This is a genomic window from Geomobilimonas luticola, assembly GCF_018476905.1.
Lineage (GTDB): Bacteria > Desulfobacterota > Desulfuromonadia > Geobacterales > Geobacteraceae > Geomobilimonas > Geomobilimonas luticola.
Genome location: NZ_JAHCVK010000001.1, coordinates 735,140 through 753,923, shown reverse-complemented (window position 1 = coordinate 753,923; position 18,784 = coordinate 735,140). Strand labels below are relative to the sequence as shown.

The 18,784-nt window shown below is 60.0% G+C and carries 15 protein-coding genes; 9 read left to right on the top strand and 6 right to left on the bottom strand.

The annotated features are described in order from the left end of the window. The first annotated feature begins 75 nt into the window (after nt 1-75). The gene (locus KI810_RS03540) at nt 76-888 is read left to right on the top strand and encodes an energy transducer TonB (RefSeq protein ID WP_214174081.1); all 813 of its coding nucleotides are present in this window, start codon (nt 76-78) and stop codon (nt 886-888) included. 133 nt (nt 889-1,021) lie between these two features. Continuing rightward, complete coding sequence (locus tag KI810_RS03535) at nt 1,022-2,581, top strand: sensor histidine kinase (RefSeq protein WP_214174080.1); 1,560 nt, start codon at nt 1,022-1,024, stop codon at nt 2,579-2,581. Nucleotides 2,582-2,638: 57 nt separating this feature from the next. Here the strand turns inward: KI810_RS03535 and KI810_RS03530 are convergent, their stop codons facing one another. The 4 genes from KI810_RS03530 to KI810_RS03515 all read right to left on the bottom strand — a co-directional run bounded on the left by KI810_RS03530 (nt 2,639) and on the right by KI810_RS03515 (nt 4,895). After that, nucleotides 2,639-3,079, bottom strand: a complete 441-nt coding sequence (locus tag KI810_RS03530; protein WP_214174079.1) for a hypothetical protein — start codon at nt 3,077-3,079, stop codon at nt 2,639-2,641. A 152-nt stretch (nt 3,080-3,231) separates the two neighbouring features. After that, nucleotides 3,232-3,492: a GSU3529 family protein gene (locus tag KI810_RS03525; RefSeq protein ID WP_214174078.1), complete on the bottom strand. Its 261-nt coding sequence runs from the start codon at nt 3,490-3,492 to the stop codon at nt 3,232-3,234. Then, on the bottom strand, nt 3,489-3,746 hold the full coding sequence (locus KI810_RS03520; RefSeq protein ID WP_214174077.1) for a GSU3529 family protein: 258 nt from the start codon (nt 3,744-3,746) through the stop codon (nt 3,489-3,491). The genes KI810_RS03525 and KI810_RS03520 overlap by 4 nt, the downstream gene beginning before the upstream one ends. Nucleotides 3,747-3,761: 15 nt before the next feature. Next, nucleotides 3,762-4,895, bottom strand: a complete 1,134-nt coding sequence (locus tag KI810_RS03515) for a cysteine desulfurase family protein (RefSeq protein ID WP_214174076.1) — start codon at nt 4,893-4,895, stop codon at nt 3,762-3,764. A 117-nt stretch (nt 4,896-5,012) separates the two neighbouring features. Between KI810_RS03515 and KI810_RS03510 the strand changes: the two genes are divergently transcribed. Together KI810_RS03510 and KI810_RS03505 are read left to right on the top strand one after the other, a co-directional pair. Further along, on the top strand, nt 5,013-5,927 hold the full coding sequence (locus tag KI810_RS03510) for a LysR family transcriptional regulator (protein WP_214174075.1): 915 nt from the start codon (nt 5,013-5,015) through the stop codon (nt 5,925-5,927). Nucleotides 5,928-6,160: 233 nt separating this feature from the next. Next, nucleotides 6,161-6,820, top strand: coding sequence for a flavodoxin family protein (locus tag KI810_RS03505; RefSeq protein WP_214174074.1), 660 nt, complete (start codon nt 6,161-6,163; stop codon nt 6,818-6,820). 176 nt (nt 6,821-6,996) lie between these two features. On the opposite strand, the gene glmS is transcribed toward KI810_RS03505, so the two are convergent. Then, nucleotides 6,997-8,826, bottom strand: coding sequence for a glutamine--fructose-6-phosphate transaminase (isomerizing) (glmS, locus tag KI810_RS03500; RefSeq protein ID WP_214174073.1), 1,830 nt, complete (start codon nt 8,824-8,826; stop codon nt 6,997-6,999). A 73-nt stretch (nt 8,827-8,899) separates the two neighbouring features. Beyond that, nucleotides 8,900-10,279 (bottom strand): bifunctional UDP-N-acetylglucosamine diphosphorylase/glucosamine-1-phosphate N-acetyltransferase GlmU, encoded by a 1,380-nt coding sequence (glmU, locus tag KI810_RS03495; protein WP_214174072.1) that lies wholly within the window; start codon nt 10,277-10,279, stop codon nt 8,900-8,902. Nucleotides 10,280-10,445: 166 nt separating this feature from the next. On the opposite strand from glmU, the gene KI810_RS03490 reads away from it, so the two are divergent. The 5 genes from KI810_RS03490 to bamJ all read left to right on the top strand — a co-directional run bounded on the left by KI810_RS03490 (nt 10,446) and on the right by bamJ (nt 18,744). Beyond that, complete coding sequence (locus KI810_RS03490; RefSeq protein WP_214174071.1) at nt 10,446-10,991, top strand: MXAN_5187 C-terminal domain-containing protein; 546 nt, start codon at nt 10,446-10,448, stop codon at nt 10,989-10,991. Between the two features lie 56 nt (nt 10,992-11,047). After that, entirely contained in the window at nt 11,048-12,925 is a 1,878-nt protein-coding gene (locus KI810_RS03485) for a B12-binding domain-containing radical SAM protein (protein WP_214174070.1), read from the top strand. Between the two features lie 301 nt (nt 12,926-13,226). After that, the gene (locus tag KI810_RS03480) at nt 13,227-15,083 is read left to right on the top strand and encodes a cytochrome c3 family protein (protein ID WP_214174069.1); all 1,857 of its coding nucleotides are present in this window, start codon (nt 13,227-13,229) and stop codon (nt 15,081-15,083) included. A gap of 482 nt (nt 15,084-15,565) precedes the next feature. Then, nucleotides 15,566-17,917 carry a multicopper oxidase domain-containing protein gene (locus KI810_RS03475; protein ID WP_214174068.1) on the top strand — a complete coding sequence of 784 codons (2,352 nt, stop codon included), beginning with the start codon at nt 15,566-15,568 and terminating at the stop codon, nt 17,915-17,917. 92 nt (nt 17,918-18,009) lie between these two features. Next, nucleotides 18,010-18,744 (top strand): BamJ family beta-barrel-assembly machinery protein, encoded by a 735-nt coding sequence (gene bamJ / locus KI810_RS03470; protein WP_214174067.1) that lies wholly within the window; start codon nt 18,010-18,012, stop codon nt 18,742-18,744. Nucleotides 18,745-18,784: the final 40 nt, after the last annotated feature.

Genomic DNA, 18,784 nt, shown 5'->3' with positions numbered 1-18,784 from the left:
CTTGCGCGGGCCGGGACCTGTGTCCCGGCCCGTTCAGCCGGTGGGCCCAACCCACCGGGATCCCACGAAGGACTTATGGCAACCCAGGCACTCGAAATCAACGCTGAGGAATATCCGGGACACCGGCAGGCCCATTACGACCGCCTGTTCGGGAAGGTCTTTGTTGCCTCGCTCCTGCTCCATATTACGGTTTTTACGCTACTTGCGCACGACAACAAGCCCCCGACGAATGCCCCTCCCCGGCTGTTCATGGTCGATCTGACACTGCCGCAACCCCACGAAACGAAGACAGTTGCAATCGCTCCCCCTGCGGCGAGAATCGCCACCCCTACTCCGCCGGCGAGAACCCGGGCGCCGTCACCACCGGTGGCCAGCCGTCAGAACTCCGTCCCGCCGGTGCCCGCCGCCCCACCCGTCCCTGCCGCCGCCATCGGAGAGAACGCCGGGCATTCAACGCCAAGGGGAGAGATGAATCTTCCGGCAGGCCCCCCTGCCGAACGAAAACCCGCGGCGCTACCCCCCGTTGCACCGCCTGTACCCCACCTGGCTCCCGTGAAGGCGGGCGATACCGACAAGCTGGCCAAAGCAAGGGCGGCCTACCGGACGCTGATCGCTTCCCTCATCGACCGGAACAAGGAGTATCCGCTCTTTGCCCGCAAGGCGGGACAGCAGGGGACCTGCAACGTACGCTGCACCATGGCGTGCGACGGTACCGTCAAATCGGTCGACGTGGTATCGTCTTCCGGGTACGGCACGCTCGACAAGGCAGGCCTGCGGGCGGTGAACAACGTCGGCAGGTTTCCACCCCCTCCCCATGAGGGGGATTGCCCCGACGTCTCGTTCGAGGTCCCCATCTCTTTCCGCCTTACCGGGAGTTCCGGCCGGTAAGGGGAATGTGCCGCACACACCGCAGCACTCAGCCTCCCCACTCTTCTCCAACCGGTTGTCAGCCTGTGCAACCTGTGCTATGTTCAGCCAGCCACGTCATCGACACACCGATGCCGGAAAGGGAGACCACTCCATGCCTGAAAGCTCCGACGACATGAAGGCACTGCTGGAACAGCGGACCAAGGAACTGGAGGCCTGTGAGGCACGTCTGCGCACCAGCGAAGAGACCTTCCGGCAATCGGAGCGCAAATTCGCCAAAGCCTTCGAGGCGACCCCTAGCCTCCTTACCATCAGCAGCCTGGTAGACGGCAGATATATCGAGGTCAATGGGGCGTTCGAAAGGACGTTCAAATACCGGCGCGAGGAAGTTATCGGTCGCACCACCAGGGAACTCGGCATCTGGGAAGACCCGACCGACCGGGCCAGGATGGTCGAGGCACTGGAGAACCACGAACGCGTTCGCGACATCGAGGTCCGTTTCAGGGACAAGGCGGGCTCGACCATCGAAGGGCTGGTATCGGCGGAGGTCATCGAGTTGGGGGGTGAAAAGTGCCTCCTCGCACTCACCAAGGACCTTACGGAGAGCAGACGGTCGGAAGCGGCGCTGCACCGGGAGAAGGACTTTGTCGACACGGTCATCAACAGCATGCCCGGCATCTTTTACGTGTTTGACGAGCAGAGACGGATGGCCCGCTGGAACCGGAGATTCGCCGAATTTTCCGGACGGTCGGATGACGAGATGGCAGCCCTGGACCCGGCTGCAGTCGTAGCGGAAGAGCATCATGCGCTGCTCGACTCGAAGCTCCGGGAAGTCTTCACGATGCACCGGGATGCCGACGCCGAACTGCTGCTCCTCGACCGGCAGGGGAAAAAAGTCCCCTTCTACTGCACCGGCTCCCCCATGACCGCGGACGGGAAAACCTACCTCATCGGGGTTGGTATCGACATAACCGATCATAAACGGGCGGAAGAGAAGATCGAAGAGCTCAACACCCACCTCGCCGCGCGGGCCGCCGAACTGGAAGACGCCAACCAGGGGCTGGAGGCCTTCAACTACACCGCCTCCCACGACCTCCGCCGCCCGTTGTCCAACATAAACGGTTACTGCCAGATCATGCAGGAGCTGTGTGCCGACAGGCTCGACGAACAGTGCCGGGGATTTCTCCAGGGGATCCACGACCAATCCATGAGAATGAACCGGCTCATCGATACCCTGCTGAATTTTTCCCGGCTGACCCGGAGCGAGATAACGCGGGAGGAGATCGACCTGAGCGAGCTGGCGATGGGAATTGCCTACGAATATCTCCAGCGGGAGCCCGATCACCGGGTGGAGTTGACCATCGCGGACGGGGTCGTGGCGAACGGCGACGCGAAGCTCGTGCGGGTAGTGCTGGAGAACCTGCTGGGGAACGCCTGGAAGTATACGGGCAAGCGGGAAGAGGCGCGCATCGAATTCGGCGTTACCGAAATCGAAGGGAAGCGGACATATTTCGTCCGCGACAACGGCGCCGGCTTCGACATGAGCGAAGCGGACAACCTGTTCGCGCCGTTCCAGCGGCTGCCCGGCACGGAAGAGTACGAAGGGCACGGCATCGGCCTGGCCACGGTGGAACGGATCATCCGGCGCCATGGGGGGCGGGTCTGGGCGGAAGGGGCAAAGGGGGAAGGGGCGACGTTCTATTTCACCCTTTGATCCGCTGCGTTACAAGAAAAGGCCCCAGACTGTCTGCCGATGGCCTGGAGCCTTTTTTTATTTTCCTGCGGGCAGCAGCCAGACGAAGGGGACCATCCCGTAGTTCCAGGCCAGGCAGAGTCGGCGGTAGCCGGAGAAGAGCAGCGCTTCATCGCCGCACTGCAGGATGATCGGCGCCGGAAGTGTCAGCGTTCCGCGGCGCTGCAGCGACTCCTCCATCAGGGAATAGTTTCTGCGGTAGCCCCGTTTGGCTTTGGCCAGGTAGCGGGCATAGTCGTCATAGCTGCTGTAGGAGAGCCCTACCGGCACCCCGTTGACCATCTCGGCGCGGGGATAGGCCACCAGCCGCCCGGCATCGAAACCGGCCACAATCTGGTCCCAGCCAATGTCGTGGCGCAGGTAGAAGCCCTGCTTGTCGGGGTGACTGGTAAACTCCCACCGTTCGGCGGCAATGTCCGGCTTGACCCACTCAATAGTAAGGTTGGAGGTAGAAAGCATCTCGCCTTTATCTTTGTATCAATTCTTTCCGTTGTCAAACCCAATATTCTCTTCGTTCGGCTCACCGGTGTTCCCATGCCCGGGATTCTTCCCCCTCATATCGCACGGTAGCAGCGCTGCCGGGTGCCTGGAAATAACGTTATCCGCAGCAGTCAACAGCGTAGTACTTCCTCCAGACGATTCACGGTCTTTTCCAGGATGACATTATTGACCCCCATGCCGAGGTAACCGGTCTGGCCGTAGGTATCGTAGTTCGCCACCTTTTCCGCCAGGTCGTCTATCTCGGCTTCCCTGGCATGGAATCTGTCCCGGTTTTCAATGATCCGGAAGATACGCTCCGCCAGAAAATCCGGCAGTTCCTGTTCGTTCTGGGCCGTTACCGTAACTGATCGCAGTTTTTCGAATGCGGTCATCGCTCTTCCTCCAGCCAGCGCAGTGTCCGCTTGATATCTTCATGGTCGTACGCCCATTTGCAGCAGCCCGCTTCGGCGTAGACGTCGTACTCCCGGACCTGGGCCAAGAGTATCTCGACCAGATACTCCTTCCCCCGATAGGCCTCGGGGTTTCTCGCCACCACGAGTACGGGATCGGCAAGCCATTTCGGCAGATCGGAGTGGTCATACTGCTCAATGGCAGCCTCTTCCAGTTCACTGAACAGATCGTTCATTTCGCACCGCCTTCCTTATCCGCGCAGCGCACGGAGAATAGATTCCACTTCATGCCAGTCCACTTCCGGAGTCATGTGGCACCATGACAGGCGAATCGATTGTTCCACCTTTTCGGACGGCAGCCCCATTGCAGTCAGGACATGGCTTGGCGTACGGGTGTGTGAAGTGCATGCCGAGGTGCTGGATACGGCTATTGTGTTCTTGAGAGCTTTGATTGCCCTCTCCGAATTGATCCCCGGCAGCGAAATATTGAGTACATGGGGCAGCGTATGCTCTTCAGCGCCGTTCTGCTCCGCCCCAAGCGCCGAGAACGCTGCCAGGGCCTTTTCGCGGAATGCCCGGCAGTGCCCGATCCGCTCGCCGCTGTTTCGCACGGCAAGCTTTGCCGCCTCGCCGAGACCGGCAATGAGAGGAACGGGCAGAGTGCCGGGACGCAGTCCCTGTTCCTGCCCGCCGCCGAACATGAGAGGGCGCAGCGGGGGAAACTGACGGTTCTGCTTGCGGGCAATGAGGGCGCCGACACCCTTGGGGCCGTATATCTTGTGACCGCTCATGGAGATGAGGTCGATACGCGGGTGCCGGAGTTGCTCCAACTCCTTGCCGAATCCCTGGGCGGCATCGACATGCCACCAGATGTCACGGTTCGACAACATAGCCGCCACCTCCGTCAGCGGCTGGCGTACGCCGGTCTCGTTGTTGACCTGCATGGTTGAAACAAGAAGCGTGTCGGGACGAAGCGCCTCCGCCAATCGCTGCGGATCGAAGCGGCCATCTTCCTGTACCGGCAGAATTTCCACCTCGAAGCCCAGCCGGGCCATCTCGTCACACGGTTCGAGCACCGCCTTGTGTTCGATGGCCGTGGTAATCAGATGGCGGCGTCCACTCCGGATTCCCGCCTCGGCAAGACCGAGTATCGCCAGGTTGTTGCTCTCCGTGGCGCCGCTGGTGAAAACCACTTCGTCGCGGCGCGCACTGACCACCTCGGCAACCTGCCCCCGGGCATGTTCCACCGCTGCAAGTGCAAACACGCCGTAGTCATGGATCGGGCTCGCAGCATTGCCGTAATCCTTTTCCAGAAACCGCACCACCACCGATGCAACCGACGGTTCCACCGGCGCTGTCGCATTGCAGTCCAGATAGATAGCCATACATTCCCCTCTCACCGGAAGTCATTGCCAAGTATACGGACTGCATGTATATAAGAAAAATATATTGTTTTTATCAACGTCATATAAATTTCGAATAACATTGCGGGGGCCGAATCAATGGATGTGCGACAGTTGAAATTCTTCCTGGGTGTGGCGGCATCCGAAAGTTTTACCAAGGCTGCGGAGCGACTGCATATAGCGCAACCGGCCCTCAGCATAGCCATCAAAAAGCTGGAGGAAGAGTTGAATGTGCTGCTGTTCAACCGAAGGGGCAGACAGATTTCTCTAACTGCCGAAGGTGAAGCGCTCTTGCTCCATGCCCATGCCATACTGCAGGGGGTCAGCAACGCGAAACGGGAGATTGCCGATCTCCGTGGTCTGCTCAAGGGAGAGGTGCGGGTTGGTCTCACCCCGATGCTGAGCAGTTTTTTCTTCCCCAGGATAATCTCTTCATTCAAGCTGAGCCATCCGGGCCTCAGGATTTCCATCTCCGGAGACAGTGCCTGGAGCATCCAGCGCAGCATCGGGTCCGGTGAGCTGGATATCGGCGTTATCGCCGGAGAAGTGCCGGAGGGGCTGGACTCCCATCACCTGTTACGGGAGGAGATCGTTGCCTGCGTGTACCCGGGGCATCCCTTTGCCGGGCGAAAAAAGGTTGGACTGCGAGAACTGCTTGGAGAACCGCTGATTCACTACAAGGAGGGATATCACCTGCGCGAGTTGATTGACGAGCTCTGTGCCAGGGAAGGGATTACTCCGGCGGTGGTGGCGGAATCGAACCTGTTCTCCCTCATCCGGAGCCTGGTCAAAGAGAAGCTGGGGCTGGCGTTTTTCCTCAAGATGGTGGTTGCACGTGATGCCGAAGTAGCCGCCCTATCATGTGATCCGCCACTTTTCATGGATCTTCACATTGCGTGGAAGAAAAATTCGTATCTTTCCCGGGCAAACCGTGCCTTTGTCGACTTTCTCATCCAGGAACTGGACGAATATTACCTGCTCACCCAGGCAGCGGGTACGTTTCCGTTGCCCTGATCACAGAAGTTCTATTTTGGTGGCACTTCTCAGATTTATTTTACGGTACTCCAGAAAGCGCTAAATCTGATAGACTGATCCTGTTGCATTATTGCCTGATTGTGCGTTGGGGAATCCTTTTTGTGCGAGTCGTTCCCCGAGAGGACAAAGCAGGCGAGAGGTCGCAGTGGCGGGGATGTGAATAAGGTAATCAATAAGGGGACGTGTCAACCGTCACGAAAGGAGCAACACACATGAACGTCATCGGAATCAATGGCAGTCCGCGGAAACAATGGAACACGGCTACGTTGGTGGCCAAGGCGCTGGAGGGCGCCGCTGCACAAGGGGCCACTACGGAACTGGTTCATCTTTACGATCTGGACTTTAAGGGGTGTATAAGCTGCTTCGCCTGCAAGACCCGCGGGGGTAAAAGCTACGGGAAATGCGTCCTACGCGACGACCTGGCGCCGGTGCTGGAAAAGATCGCCGCCGCCGATGCCCTCGTCATCGGTTCACCGATCTACTTCGGCACGGTCACCGGCGAGACGCGCAGCTTTCTCGAACGACTGCTGTTTCAATACCTTACCTATACGGTACCGTATGGCACCCTGCTCTCGAAGCAGATCAAGACCGGTTTCATCTACACTATGAATGTCCCGGAAAAATTGAGCAGGGAATACGGATACGAACAGATCTTCAACACCAATGAGCGCTATGCGCAGCTGCTCCTTGGCCCTGCCGAGTCGCTGTGCGCTTTTGACACCTGCCAGGTGGATGATTACTCGAAGGTGATGATCGAAAGCTTCGATCCGATTCACAAAGCTAAACGCCGTACGGAGGCGTTGCCCCTGGAGTGCCAACGCGCCTTTGAACTGGGTCGGCGGCTGGCCGGGGCGGAGAGCGTAGCGGCATAGCAGCGGAAAAGGAGAATTCGGTGCTCCGCCGCTACGGGACATCACGAAACTCCGTCTGATGTCCGCTGCGAAGTAGACAACTGTACAGAAACAGGAATGGCTGCCAGCGATCTGGCAGCCATTTCAGTTTCCAACTTTATTTTCGACCTACAATTCCCTCTATACGTCCTACGAACTTACTCCACGGTAACCGATTTAGCCAGGTTGCGCGGCTGATCCACGTCGGTCCCCTTGAGGACGGCCACGTGGTAGGCCAGGAGCTGGAGCGGAACCGACAGGAGGATGGGGGTCAGGTCCTCGCCGGCAGAGGGGACTTCCAGGACCTCTTCGGCCTTCGCCCTGATCTCCACGTCATCCTGGGAGCAGATGGCGATCACCCGCCCCCCCCGGGCGATGACCTCCTCCATGTTGGAGGCCACCTTTTCGTAGGTGCTGTTCTTCGGAACCAGGATCACCACCGGCATCTCCTCGTCGATGAGGGCGATGGGTCCGTGCTTCATCTCCCCGGCGGGGTATCCCTCGGCATGGATGTAGGAAATCTCCTTGAGTTTGAGCGCCCCTTCCAGGGCGATGGGATAGTTGTTGCCCCGACCAAGATAGAGGAAATCCCGGGCGTTCATGTAGCGCTTGGCGACCTTTTCCACCTCCGGGTTCAGTTCCAGCGATTTTTCCAGCAGGCCGGGAACCTTGACTAGCGAGTCGATCATCGACTGCCCCTTGGCCTTGTCGATCCGGCCGATGGAACGCCCGAATTTTATGGTGAACAGGTAGAGGGCGACGAGCTGGGTGACGAACGCCTTGGTCGATGCCACGCCGATCTCCGGCCCGGCGTGGGTATAGAGGACGCCGTGGGCCTCGCGGGCGATGGAGGAATCGACCACGTTGCAGATGGCGGCGGTCTTCGCCCCCAGGTTCCTGGCCTCCCGGAGTGCCGCCAGGGTATCGGCGGTCTCCCCCGACTGGGAGATGACGAGAAGGAGGGTCTTCCCGTCGACGACCGGCTTGCGGTAGCGGAATTCCGAAGCGATATCCACTTCCACGGGGATGCGGCAGTGCTCCTCAATCATGAATTTGCCGACCAGGGCCGAATGCCACGAGGTGCCGCAGGCGACGATGCAGACCCTGGCGACCTCCTTCAGTTCGGCGGCGGAAAGCTTCATCTCCTCCAGCAGCACGTCCCCCTCTTCCCCGAGGAGCCGGCCTGTTATGGTATCCTGCACCGCCCGGGGCTGCTCGAAGATCTCCTTGAGCATGAAGTGCTTGTAGCCCCCTTTCTCCGCCATGAGGGGGGACCAGTCGATGTGACGCGGCTTCTTGACGAGCGGTTCTCCAGCCACGGAGGAAAAGGCCGGGATGCCGTCGCGGAAGAGGGCCATTTCGCCGTCCTCCATGAAGATCATCTCCCGGGTGTGGGCAAGGATGGCCGGGATGTCCGAGGCGACGAAGAACTCGCCCTCCCCGAGGCCGACCACCATGGGGGAGCCCTGCTTGGCCGCGATGAGTGTCTCCGGCTCCTTTTCGCAGAGGATGCAGACCGCGTAGGCACCCCTGAGTTCCTGGAGGGCCCGGCGGGCAGCCGTTTCGAAGTCGCCGCTCTCCTTCAGGCGTTCTTCGATGAGGTGGGAGATCACCTCGGTATCGGTCTCGCTCAGGAAGTCATGGCCGAGCCCCTTGAGCATCTCCTTCAGCTGCAGATAGTTCTCGATGATGCCGTTGTGGACGACGATGACGGAACCGGCCTGGTGGGGATGGGCGTTGACCTCGGAGGGGCGGCCGTGGGTGGCCCAGCGGGTATGGCCGATACCGATGGAACCGGCCAGGGGTTTCGCCATCACCAGCCGCTCCAGGTTGACAAGCTTTCCCTCGCTGCGCCGGGTATCGGCCCGGCCGGCGGTGAGTACACTTATCCCCGCCGAGTCGTACCCCCGGTACTCAAGCTTTTTCAGACCATCCAGTATGATGGGGGCCGCTTCCTGCTCCCCTATATAGCCGACGATTCCGCACATAATAAACTCCGTCGTGATCCGGGACCGGTGATCCGGGACCGGTAAAGGCTTCTTACCAGTTCCCGGTTCCCGGTCACGGGTCCCGTTTTTTTAGTTTCCATCCTTCTTTGTTGACCTGCGGCGCCCGGGCGATGGCCAGGGAGTCGGGGGGGACGTCCCGGGTCACGGTGGTGCCGGCGGCGATGAGGGAATTGCGGCCGATGGTGACCGGCGCCACGAACTGGACGTCGCTCCCGACGAAGACGTCGTCCCCGATCACCGTCCGGTGCTTGTTCACCCCGTCGTAGTTGCAGGTGATGGTCCCGCAGCCGACGTTGACGTTGCTCCCGATGGTGGCGTCCCCGAGATAGGTGAGGTGGGAGGCCTTGGAGCCTTCCCCCATGACGATCTTCTTGGTCTCCACGAAGTTGCCGATCTTGACGTGGGCCATGAGCTCGGTGCCGGGGCGGAGATGGGCCATGGGGCCGACCGCCACCCCGTCGTGGAGGAGAGCGTCGGTCATGACCGAGCCCGCCTTGACATGGACGCCGTTGCCGAGTCGGCACCCCCGGAGCACGGCGTTCGACTCGATGGTGCAGCCGCTCCCGATCTCCGTGGCGCCGCCGATCTGGGCACCGGGATGTATGGTCGTATCCCGGCCGACCCGGACCCCCGGCTCGATATAGGTGGCGGCCGGATCGACGATGGTCACCCCTTCCAGCATGAGCGCCTCGTTAATCCGCGACTGGAGGATCTTGCCGGCCGCGGCCAGCTGCACCCGGTCGTTCACCCCCATCACATCCGCCGGGTCGTCCACCGGCAGGGAATAGCAATGGAGGCCACGGTCAGCGGCCATCCTGATGATATCGGTCAGGTAGTATTCCCCCTGGGCGTTGTCGTTGGAAAGGGAGGCAACCGCCTCGAAGAGAAAGTCGCCGTTCACGCAGTAGATGCCCGAATTGATCTCCCGGATGCTCCGCTCCTCCTGGGAGGCGTCCTTTTCTTCCACGATGCGGAGAATCCGCCCCCCCTCCCGCTTGACCACCCGGCCGTAGCCGGTCGGTTCGTCGAGGTGGGCAGTCAGGACCGTCACCACCGCCTGCCGCTCGTCGTGCCGGGCAAGCAGTTCGACCAGGGTATTCTCCCGGATGAGGGGCACGTCCCCGCAGAGGATGAGCACCCGGCCGCTGAACCCCGCCAGTGCCCCTGCGGCGCAGCCGACGGCATGGCCGGTACCGAGCTGTTCCTCCTGCACCGCGAAGGCCACATCCGCCGCGCCGGCAAAATGGTCCCGGACCTTCTCCGACTGGTGACCGATAACCAGCACGAGCCGGCCCGCACCGGCGGACCGTGCCGCCGTCACCGGGTAATCCACCATGGGACAGCCGGCAAGGGGGTGCATGACCTTGACCAGGTCCGATTTCATCCGTGTCCCCTTCCCTGCCGCCAGGACCAGTGCCGCTATATCCGCCATGGGTAACGCTCCTTTTCTTCGCGAAAAATCGGTCTAGTTTAAACGAATGCCCTCGGCCAAGTCAAGGAAATCCGGGCTCTTGGCACGCTAACTGGCCTAGACAGCGCACCTTTTTACCCTTTACCCTGCAGGGACGTTCTGCTATAGTTCCGCCAGGAGAAACGCCATGGCAATTCCGGAAGATATCGCCCGGTTCGAACAGGACCTGGGGGAGCTGATCATAAAGTATGAACAGTATTTTCTCGGCATTGAGAAGCGGGAACCGCTCAAGCTCTTGCAGACGGTGGAAAAGTCCTCCCGGAAGTATACCCCCGCCAACATCGTCAATACGATGCACAGGTTCAAGTACAATGCCCTCATTGCCCGGTTCAACAGCTACCGTCAGCACTGGAACCGGATCGTCCGCCTCATTGAAGAGGGTAAATACTCCCGGGACCAGTTCAAGATGAAGCTGCATGAGCAGGGGGGGGACAATGGCCGGCACCTTCACGAGCCCGTGGGGAGCGCGGAAGCCGAGCGTCTCTACCAGCAGTACCTGGAAGCCCGCAAGGCCTGTCACCTCCCGACCGGCACCATCACCCTCGACCTCATCGCCTCCACCATCGCGAAACAAAAGCCGCTGCTTACCGAGAAATACCACTGCGAACAGATTGAGTTCAAGGTCGTCATCGAGGACGGCAAGCCGAAGATAAAGGCCCGGCCGAAACGGTAGCGCCCGGAACCGGCCGCTGCCACGACGAAATGCCGTCATTGATACAGGGCACACCGATGAACGTAATCCTCACCGCCATCCATCCCTACCCCTCGCCCCAGGCGATCCCCCTCGCCAACGGCTACCTCACGGCAAGCCTGGCAGCCGACGAAGGGCTGGCAGAGCGGTTCAGGGTCACGCTGTGCGACTTTTTCGCCGGTGATCCGGCGGCCACCTGTGCGGCCTCAATTCTGTCTGCCGAGCCGGACGCCGTCGGATTCTCGATCTATCTCTGGAACCGCGGGGCATGCCTGGAAATTGCCCGCCTGCTGAGGGAAGCACGACCCGGGCTGACACTCTTTGCCGGAGGCCCTGAACCGACCGCCGCTCCGGAAGGGGTGCTGGCCGAGTTCCCCTTTGACTTCCTGATCCTGGGAGAAGGAGAACACACCTTCGTCGAAGCCATGGGAATGCTGTCCGCCGGCAATCCGGTCCGGGGAATCAAGGGGATTGCCGTTGTCGGGGAGGGACGGGTACTGCGGCAACCACGCCCCCCCGTTCCTTTCCTCGACACCCTCCCCTCCCCCTACCTGACAGGCCGGATCCACATCGAACCGGGGGGAGGCGCCCTCTGGCAGCTGTCACGGGGATGCAGCTTCGGCTGCGACTTCTGCTTCGACTACCAGGGTGCGGAAGGGGTTCGGCGCTTCGGCATGGAGCGGATCGGACAGGAGCTCGACTGGTTCGTACAGCACCGGGTGGCCCAGGTCTTTGTCCTCGATTCCACCTTCAACCGCGACCTCCCCCTCGCCAAGGCCGTCCTTCGCATGATACGCAAGGTGGCGCCCCACATCCATTTCCACTTCGAGGTCCGGAGCGAATTCATTGACGCCGAACTGGCGCGGCTCTTCAGCGCCATCACCTGTTCGCTCCAGATAGGACTGCAGAGCGCACACCCCACGGTCCTCAAGGGGCTCCGGCGCACACTGGACCCGGCCGATTTCCGCGCCCGGGCGGACCTGCTGAACCAGTCGGGTGCCATATTCGGTTTCGATCTCATGTACGGCCTTCCGGGCGACACCTTGGCGGGTTTCGAACAGAGCCTCGATTTTGCCCTCGAACTCTACCCGAATCATCTGGACATTTTTCCCCTTGCGGTCCTCCCCGGCACCCCCCTGGCCGCCCACGCCCCGTCGCTGGGGCTCGACTACCTGCCGTCCCCCCCCTACACCGTCCTCGCCTCGCCGGCTTTTCCTGCAAAAGCCATGGGAGAGGCGGCCTCCCTGGCAACGGCCTGCGACATCTTCTACAGCCGGGGGAAAGCGGTTGCCTGGTTCATTGCCGTCTGCAAGGGGGTCAAGCTGACTCCCGCCAGGGTGCTCCGCTCATTCGCCTGCTGGATGAAGAGCGCCATCGGGGCCGGGGTGAACGAAGAGCATTTTTCCGACGACGCCATCTGGCAGATGCAGCGGACATTTCTCCGCCACCTGTATGAAGAAAAAAGGCAGGGGCGACTGCTGCCGGCCGCCCTCGACCTGGTCGACTACCACTACCACTTCGCCGCCGCCCTCATGTCCCCCCCCCCTGATATCCCCACCGACCGGAGCCTGGAGCGGCAGGAACTCCTGGACGAGCCCTTTTCCCTCGCCGGCTCCGCCCGGCTGGCCACCTTCAGCTACGAAATTTACGATCTCCTGGAAACCGGAGAAATCGACCTCCGCGAGTTCACCGCCTGTTTCGAGCCGACAGGGTCATGGGCCGTCATCTACCCACGGGGAAACGAGGTCTTTACCGAATCACTCATCGAGCCGTACTTCCGCCTGCTGGAGAGCCTGGACGGGAGGACGCCGGTTGGGCAACTCGCCGCCAACCTTGGCATACCCACCGCCGAAACCAGGGAATTCGTCGAATTTGCCGCAGCCGAAGGAATAGCGACGAGCGCCTGCGCCCCGTAACCCACCCCCTTCCAACTGCCTAAACCGTATAAAAAAACTATACATTTTTGTTGCTTTTTCGCCCCGCCATGTATTACTATTTCACGGATTGACTTTCATTCATGTGTTATATTTTATTTTTATACCCATGTTTGAAAATATTCTGAGCCGCAGCCACACCATAACCGATTATAATAACTAACTATTATTTACCCTTAACCACTTCAGCCACAACTGTAATTTTTCCCGGACAAACAAAGTCAATATACTGTTTTATTAATCCAGCAAAGGACTAAATACACAATAGTTAGGAGGAGTTTGCATGCTGCAGAACATTTTTCGTTTTCTTCCTGCCCTGCTGATCGTCATCGGCCTTGCCGGGCCCGCAGCGGCAGAGCAGGGGATGGCCATCGACCCGGCCACCTGCCTCGGCTGCCACAGCAACAAGATATCCGCCACTGCCTTCGCTGCATCGGTGCACGGCAAGAACGCCTGTACAAGCTGCCACGTGGAAATCACCGATCTCTCCAAACACATGAAGGGTGAGGTAAAGGTTGCCAAGGTCGCCTGCGAACGCTGCCACAAGAAAGAGAACGCCGAGCACTACAACAGCGTCCACGCCCAGAAAGATGTCCGCTGCGCCGAGTGCCATACCGACATCCATACCCATACCTACTGGAAAAAAGACAAGCGGAAAGTTGTCGCCAAGTGCATCCAGTGCCATGACAAGGAGGCCGGCTACCAGCAGTCCATCCACGGCAAAGGGGTAGCGGCAGGGAACCAGGACTCCGCAGCCTGCAACGACTGTCACAACCTCCACGAGATAAAACCGCTGGGAGACAAGACCTCCCACGATACCCGGGAGTTCCACACCAAGGTCTGCATGAAATGCCATGCTGACCATAAGATGATGCAGCGGAACAATGTCACCACCGTCGCGGTCGAGTCCTACATGGCAAGCTACCACGGCAAGAACTACCGTCTCGGCTTCCCGGAAAAGGTCGCCGGTTGCGCCGACTGCCATACGGCCCATGGCGTCCTCCCCGCCAAGGATCCCAACTCCAGCGTCAACCCGAAAAACCTGGTCAAGACCTGTGCCCAGTGCCATACCAGGGCGACCGGTCTGTTCACCAAGTTCTACTCCCACGGCGAGCACAACGACCGTGAGAAATACCCGATCCTCTTCTACACCTTCATCGCCATGACCGGCCTGCTGGTCTCCACCTTCGCCGTCTTCTGGGTCCACACCCTCCTCTGGATGTTCCGCGGCTTCGTGGAAAACCGCGAGAAAGCCCGCGCGCTCATGGAAGGCCATGTTCCCCACCATGTTCCCGAGGCCCATGCCCAGTACCGCCGCTTCAACCGGATCCACATCTTCCTGCACCTGCTGGTGATCATCAGCTTCCTCGGCCTCTCCCTGACCGGTCTGCCGCTCAAGTTCAGCGACCAGCAGTGGGCAAAGATGTTCATGAACCTCTACGGCGGTTCGGCCAATGCCGGCCTCCTCCACCGCATCTGCGCCGGCATCACCTTCGTCTACTTCGGTTCGGCACTTTACATGAGCGTACACTTCCTCTTCATCCGGAAGGACATCAAGGGGAACTTCCTCCAGCGGCTGTTCGGGCCCGATTCCCTCTGCCCCAACTTCCGCGATATCAGGGATGTCACCGGCATGGTCCGCTGGTTCCTCTTCCGGGGGCCGAAGCCGACCTTCGAACGCTGGACCTACTGGGAGAAATTCGACTTCATCGCCGTCTTCTGGGGTATGTTCGCCATCGGCGGCTCCGGGCTGATGCTCTGGTTCCCCGAGTTGTTCGGCGCCTTCCTGCCGGGCTGGATGTTCAACGTGGCGACCATCGTCCACTCCGACGAAGCACTGCTGGCCACCGGCTTCATCTTCTCGGTCCACTTCTTCAACACCCATGGCCGCCCGGAGAAGTTCCCCATGGACTTCGTCATCTTCAATGGCCAGATATCCAAGGAAGAGATGATCGAAGAGCGTGGCGACCAGTGGAAACGGTATGAGGAAGACGGCATTACCGAGAAATTCCGCGCCAAGCACACCAGCGGGATAATGTACGACTTCTTCGTCAAGGGCTTCGGCTTCCTGGCCCTCTTCACCGGCCTCACCCTGCTGTTCCTCATGATCTATGCCTTCGTGGCGGGTGGTTCCCACTAACATCCGGCCTGTCAGATGAAAACCAAGGGGGGGTGCCATAACGGCACCCCCCCTTTTTTTGCTGATGTTCCTTCCCGCGACATGCCTGGCACCCCGTAAGGTTCCGGAACCTCCCTGCATGCCAGGCACTCCCAACCCACCGTTATTCCTCGGCTTTGTAGGTCTTTTCCTACCCCTTGTAAGACCAAGGATTAGTAAACGCACTCAAATGCACTTACCATTTAATTCAAGTGTCTTAGGGCAAAAACAGACATTACACTAATTTTGTATCTTAAACCAGGTGCTAGACTACATTAGGAATCGCGAGCAATCAGGCACTTAGAAGATGTGCACCGTCGAACCGGCCATGAAAACACCCTGCTGACGTGCGAACGCTCGGCATAGTTAGTATGTGGGAATTCAGGGCGACCTCCAAAACCGGCCACGCAGGTAAAACAACCCTGTCTCTATACGGGGCAGGAGGTTTATGAAAGGAGGAAGCAATGCAAAAGCGATCGAAGTTAGCCTCCGTAATCTGCCCGCTTCTCCTTGCGGCAACTGCCGGGATTGCCGGCGCCAGCACCCTGGTGCCACAGGCGGCCCTGCCGGGGGGGTGTATTCCGCAGTTCGCCGTAAACCTGCCGGTCTTCGGCCCGGCAGGACCGATTCCCCGGGTGAACGCCTTGAAGTACAAGAACATCACCGTCACCATGGAGGAGACCGCACAGGCGGTCTTGCCGACCGACACGGCCCTCTACAACGCACAATACTATGACGCGTTTGCCGGTTCGTTCCTCAACTGTCCGGCCCCAGCTGATCTCAACATTCAGCCGACCCGAGTATGGGCCTACGGAATAGCGGATACCAAAACGGGCAAAACACTCGCGCCTGCCAACTGGCCGGCGGTGACCGTGGAAGCGAAACGCGGGGTCCCGACGACGCTGACCTACAAGAACGTGCTCCCCAGGTTCGGCGATCCGGTTACCATTAACGGTGTGGAGACAACCGGTCTCGTCCAGGGTCTGGTCACGGTCGACCAGACCATCGACTGGGCCGACCCCCTCGGCGACGCGGCGTTAAACGGCTGTACCATGTTCCCGCAGGACCCGACCAACGTCTTTGCCACCAACGCAAACCTTAATCCTTACTGCAACACGCCATACCAGGGATCCCCACCCGCAGTTGCCCACCTCCATGGCGGAGAGAGTTCATCGTTTGTCGATGGCGGCCCACTGCAATGGTTCACCCCGGACGGCCATAAAGGGAAGGATTACTACACCCAGTTCAATGCCGGTACCGGCAGCTCCGTCTTTACCTATGACAATTCCCAGGAGCCCGGCACCCTCTGGTTCCACGATCATGTCATGGGGCAGACCCGGACCAACGTCTACAGCGGCATGGCGGCGTTCTATTTCCTGCGCGACCCCTCGCACGAGCCCATTCGGCTTCCGGACGGCCCCTATGAAATTGAAATGGCCATCCAGGACCGCCAGTTCGACACCAACGCCCAGCTGTTCTTCCCCGACGGCAGCGGCGCAGGGTGTGGCTCCGGCCTGCCGGGCGACCCCTGTCTGAACGGCGGCCCCCCCAATCCGCTGAACCATCCGTTCTGGATTCCGGAATTTGCCGGAGACGTGGCCATCGTGAACGGCGCCCCCTGGCCGAAGCTCAATGTGGAACCGCGGCGCTACCGCTTCCATCTCCTGGACGGCTCCAACGCCCGCTTCTACAACCTCGATTTCGGCCCTGCAACCGTCTACGTGGTCGGCGCTGACGACAGCTATTTCAACAAACCGCTCAGACCTGCGAACGGCACGATATTCCTCGCTCCCGGCGAGCGTGCCGACGTGATCGTCGACTTCACAAGACTGGCAGGTCAGACCATCACGGTCACCAACGATGCGCCGGTCCCGTTCCCGTCGGGGCTTTCACCCGTACCGTATGTCGACCCACTGAATCCTGCCTGCGACCCGGTTACCCACATCTGCCCTGCCGACCAGCCGCAGATGGCGAGCATCATGCAATTCGTGGTCGGCACGTCCCTCTCTTCCAAGGACAGGAGTTGCGACCCGCGAATCGACTGCCGCAGGCCGAACCCGATAATCAGGCTGACCGACGGCAAGGGGAATATTGCCAGCAATGTCACGATTGACAAAAAACGCCAGTTTATCCTGAAGGAATTCGAGGGCCCGGGCGGGCCACTCATGGTGTTCGTCAACAATACCCAGTTCATGGGTACCATGTCCCCCGGTGTCGATGCAGGCCTCTTCCCTGACGGCATCACCGAAGTGCCGCAGCAGGGTTCCGTCGAAGAGTGGGAGATCATCAACCTGACGATGGATGCGCACCCGATGCATACCCATCTGGCACAGTTCCAGATCCTGAACCGGCAGCCATACGACATTGACGGAACCATGGGGTCTGGTATAGCTGGCGGGTATCTGGGGGCCTGGAATGCGGCGTTTGGCAGCGACCCGACCATGGCAGCGCTCTTCCCCGGCTGTACGGCCGGCCAGTTCTGCCCCGGCTACGGTCCGCCGCTTCCTTACCAGGTTCCCAATGCCGACGGCGCCCTGGGGGGGAACCCCGCCATAAGTCCTTACCTGATCGGCACGGCCACGCAGCCAGCCCCGGAAGAATCTGGCTGGAAGGACACGGCGAAAGCGTACCCGGGTCAGGTTTTGAGATTCCTCATCCGGTTCACCCCCACGTCCGTCCCGGTAACCCCCAAATCGACGATGGGACAAAACCTTTACCCCTTCGATCCGACTGCAGGCCCCGGCTATGTCTGGCATTGCCACATCGTGGATCACGAGGACCAGGACATGATGCGGCCGTACAGGGTCAGCAAGTAATACCTGCCAGCCTTCAGAGGGTCGCTTAACGGCGGCCCTCCTTCTTCTACCGCTGAGTGAAATTCACATCCAATCCTGACCGGAGAATGCAGATGATAAGGCTGATGACGATTGTTGCGGTTTTAGTTTTGACGGTTGCTGTCTGCCGCGCGGAGGAAAGGGCTCCTCTGGCTGACAAGAAGGCAAAGGACAGCTACAGCCTTGGCTACGATTTCGGCAACAACCTCAGGACGCAGGAAGTCAACCTGGATGAAAACGTACTCATCACTGCTATCCACGAAGCGCTCGAGGGTAAAGCGCCCGCGATGAAACCCGATGAGATGCGGGACAACCTGAAACAGCTGCGCAAGGAGGTGTTGATCCGCTACAACCTGCGCAGCAAGCGGCAGGCTGCGAATACCAAAGAAGAAGGGACGAAGTTTCTCGCCGTCAACAAGTCAAAGGAAGGAGTGACCACCCTTCCCAGCGGTCTGCAGTATGCGGTGCTGAAAGAGGGGGACGGTCCCCGCCCCCAGGCGTCGGACCGGGTGAAGGTGAACTACCGGGGGACGCTGGTTGACGGCACTGAATTCGACAGTTCGTTCGGCCCGAGCGGGCCGGCTACCGTCAGGGTCGACGACGTGATCAAGGGGTGGACCGAAGCGCTTCAGCTCATGAAAACGGGTGCGAAATGGCAGCTCTTCGTCCCTGCCGAACTTGCCTACGGTACGCGGCAATTCGGCCGCATTCCCCCCAACAGCACCCTTATTTTCGAGGTCGAACTGCTCGCCATCGAAAGGGAAGCTGATTCCAGGGGAGTCGAACAGAAACCGGCGACGGAGAACTGAAACGGCATGGCCGCCGCTCGCAACACACTCCACGTGCGGT

Coding starts and splice junctions, on each gene's coding strand:
- KI810_RS03540 (WP_214174081.1), top strand. CDS start 76: ATGGCAACCCAGGCACTCGAAATCAACGCTGAGGAATATCCGGGACAC.
- KI810_RS03535 (WP_214174080.1), top strand. CDS start 1,022: ATGCCTGAAAGCTCCGACGACATGAAGGCACTGCTGGAACAGCGGACC.
- KI810_RS03530 (WP_214174079.1), bottom strand. CDS start 3,079: ATGCTTTCTACCTCCAACCTTACTATTGAGTGGGTCAAGCCGGACATT.
- KI810_RS03525 (WP_214174078.1), bottom strand. CDS start 3,492: ATGACCGCATTCGAAAAACTGCGATCAGTTACGGTAACGGCCCAGAAC.
- KI810_RS03520 (WP_214174077.1), bottom strand. CDS start 3,746: ATGAACGATCTGTTCAGTGAACTGGAAGAGGCTGCCATTGAGCAGTAT.
- KI810_RS03515 (WP_214174076.1), bottom strand. CDS start 4,895: ATGGCTATCTATCTGGACTGCAATGCGACAGCGCCGGTGGAACCGTCG.
- KI810_RS03510 (WP_214174075.1), top strand. CDS start 5,013: ATGGATGTGCGACAGTTGAAATTCTTCCTGGGTGTGGCGGCATCCGAA.
- KI810_RS03505 (WP_214174074.1), top strand. CDS start 6,161: ATGAACGTCATCGGAATCAATGGCAGTCCGCGGAAACAATGGAACACG.
- glmS (WP_214174073.1), bottom strand. CDS start 8,826: ATGTGCGGAATCGTCGGCTATATAGGGGAGCAGGAAGCGGCCCCCATC.
- glmU (WP_214174072.1), bottom strand. CDS start 10,279: ATGGCGGATATAGCGGCACTGGTCCTGGCGGCAGGGAAGGGGACACGG.
- KI810_RS03490 (WP_214174071.1), top strand. CDS start 10,446: ATGGCAATTCCGGAAGATATCGCCCGGTTCGAACAGGACCTGGGGGAG.
- KI810_RS03485 (WP_214174070.1), top strand. CDS start 11,048: ATGAACGTAATCCTCACCGCCATCCATCCCTACCCCTCGCCCCAGGCG.
- KI810_RS03480 (WP_214174069.1), top strand. CDS start 13,227: ATGCTGCAGAACATTTTTCGTTTTCTTCCTGCCCTGCTGATCGTCATC.
- KI810_RS03475 (WP_214174068.1), top strand. CDS start 15,566: ATGCAAAAGCGATCGAAGTTAGCCTCCGTAATCTGCCCGCTTCTCCTT.
- bamJ (WP_214174067.1), top strand. CDS start 18,010: ATGATAAGGCTGATGACGATTGTTGCGGTTTTAGTTTTGACGGTTGCT.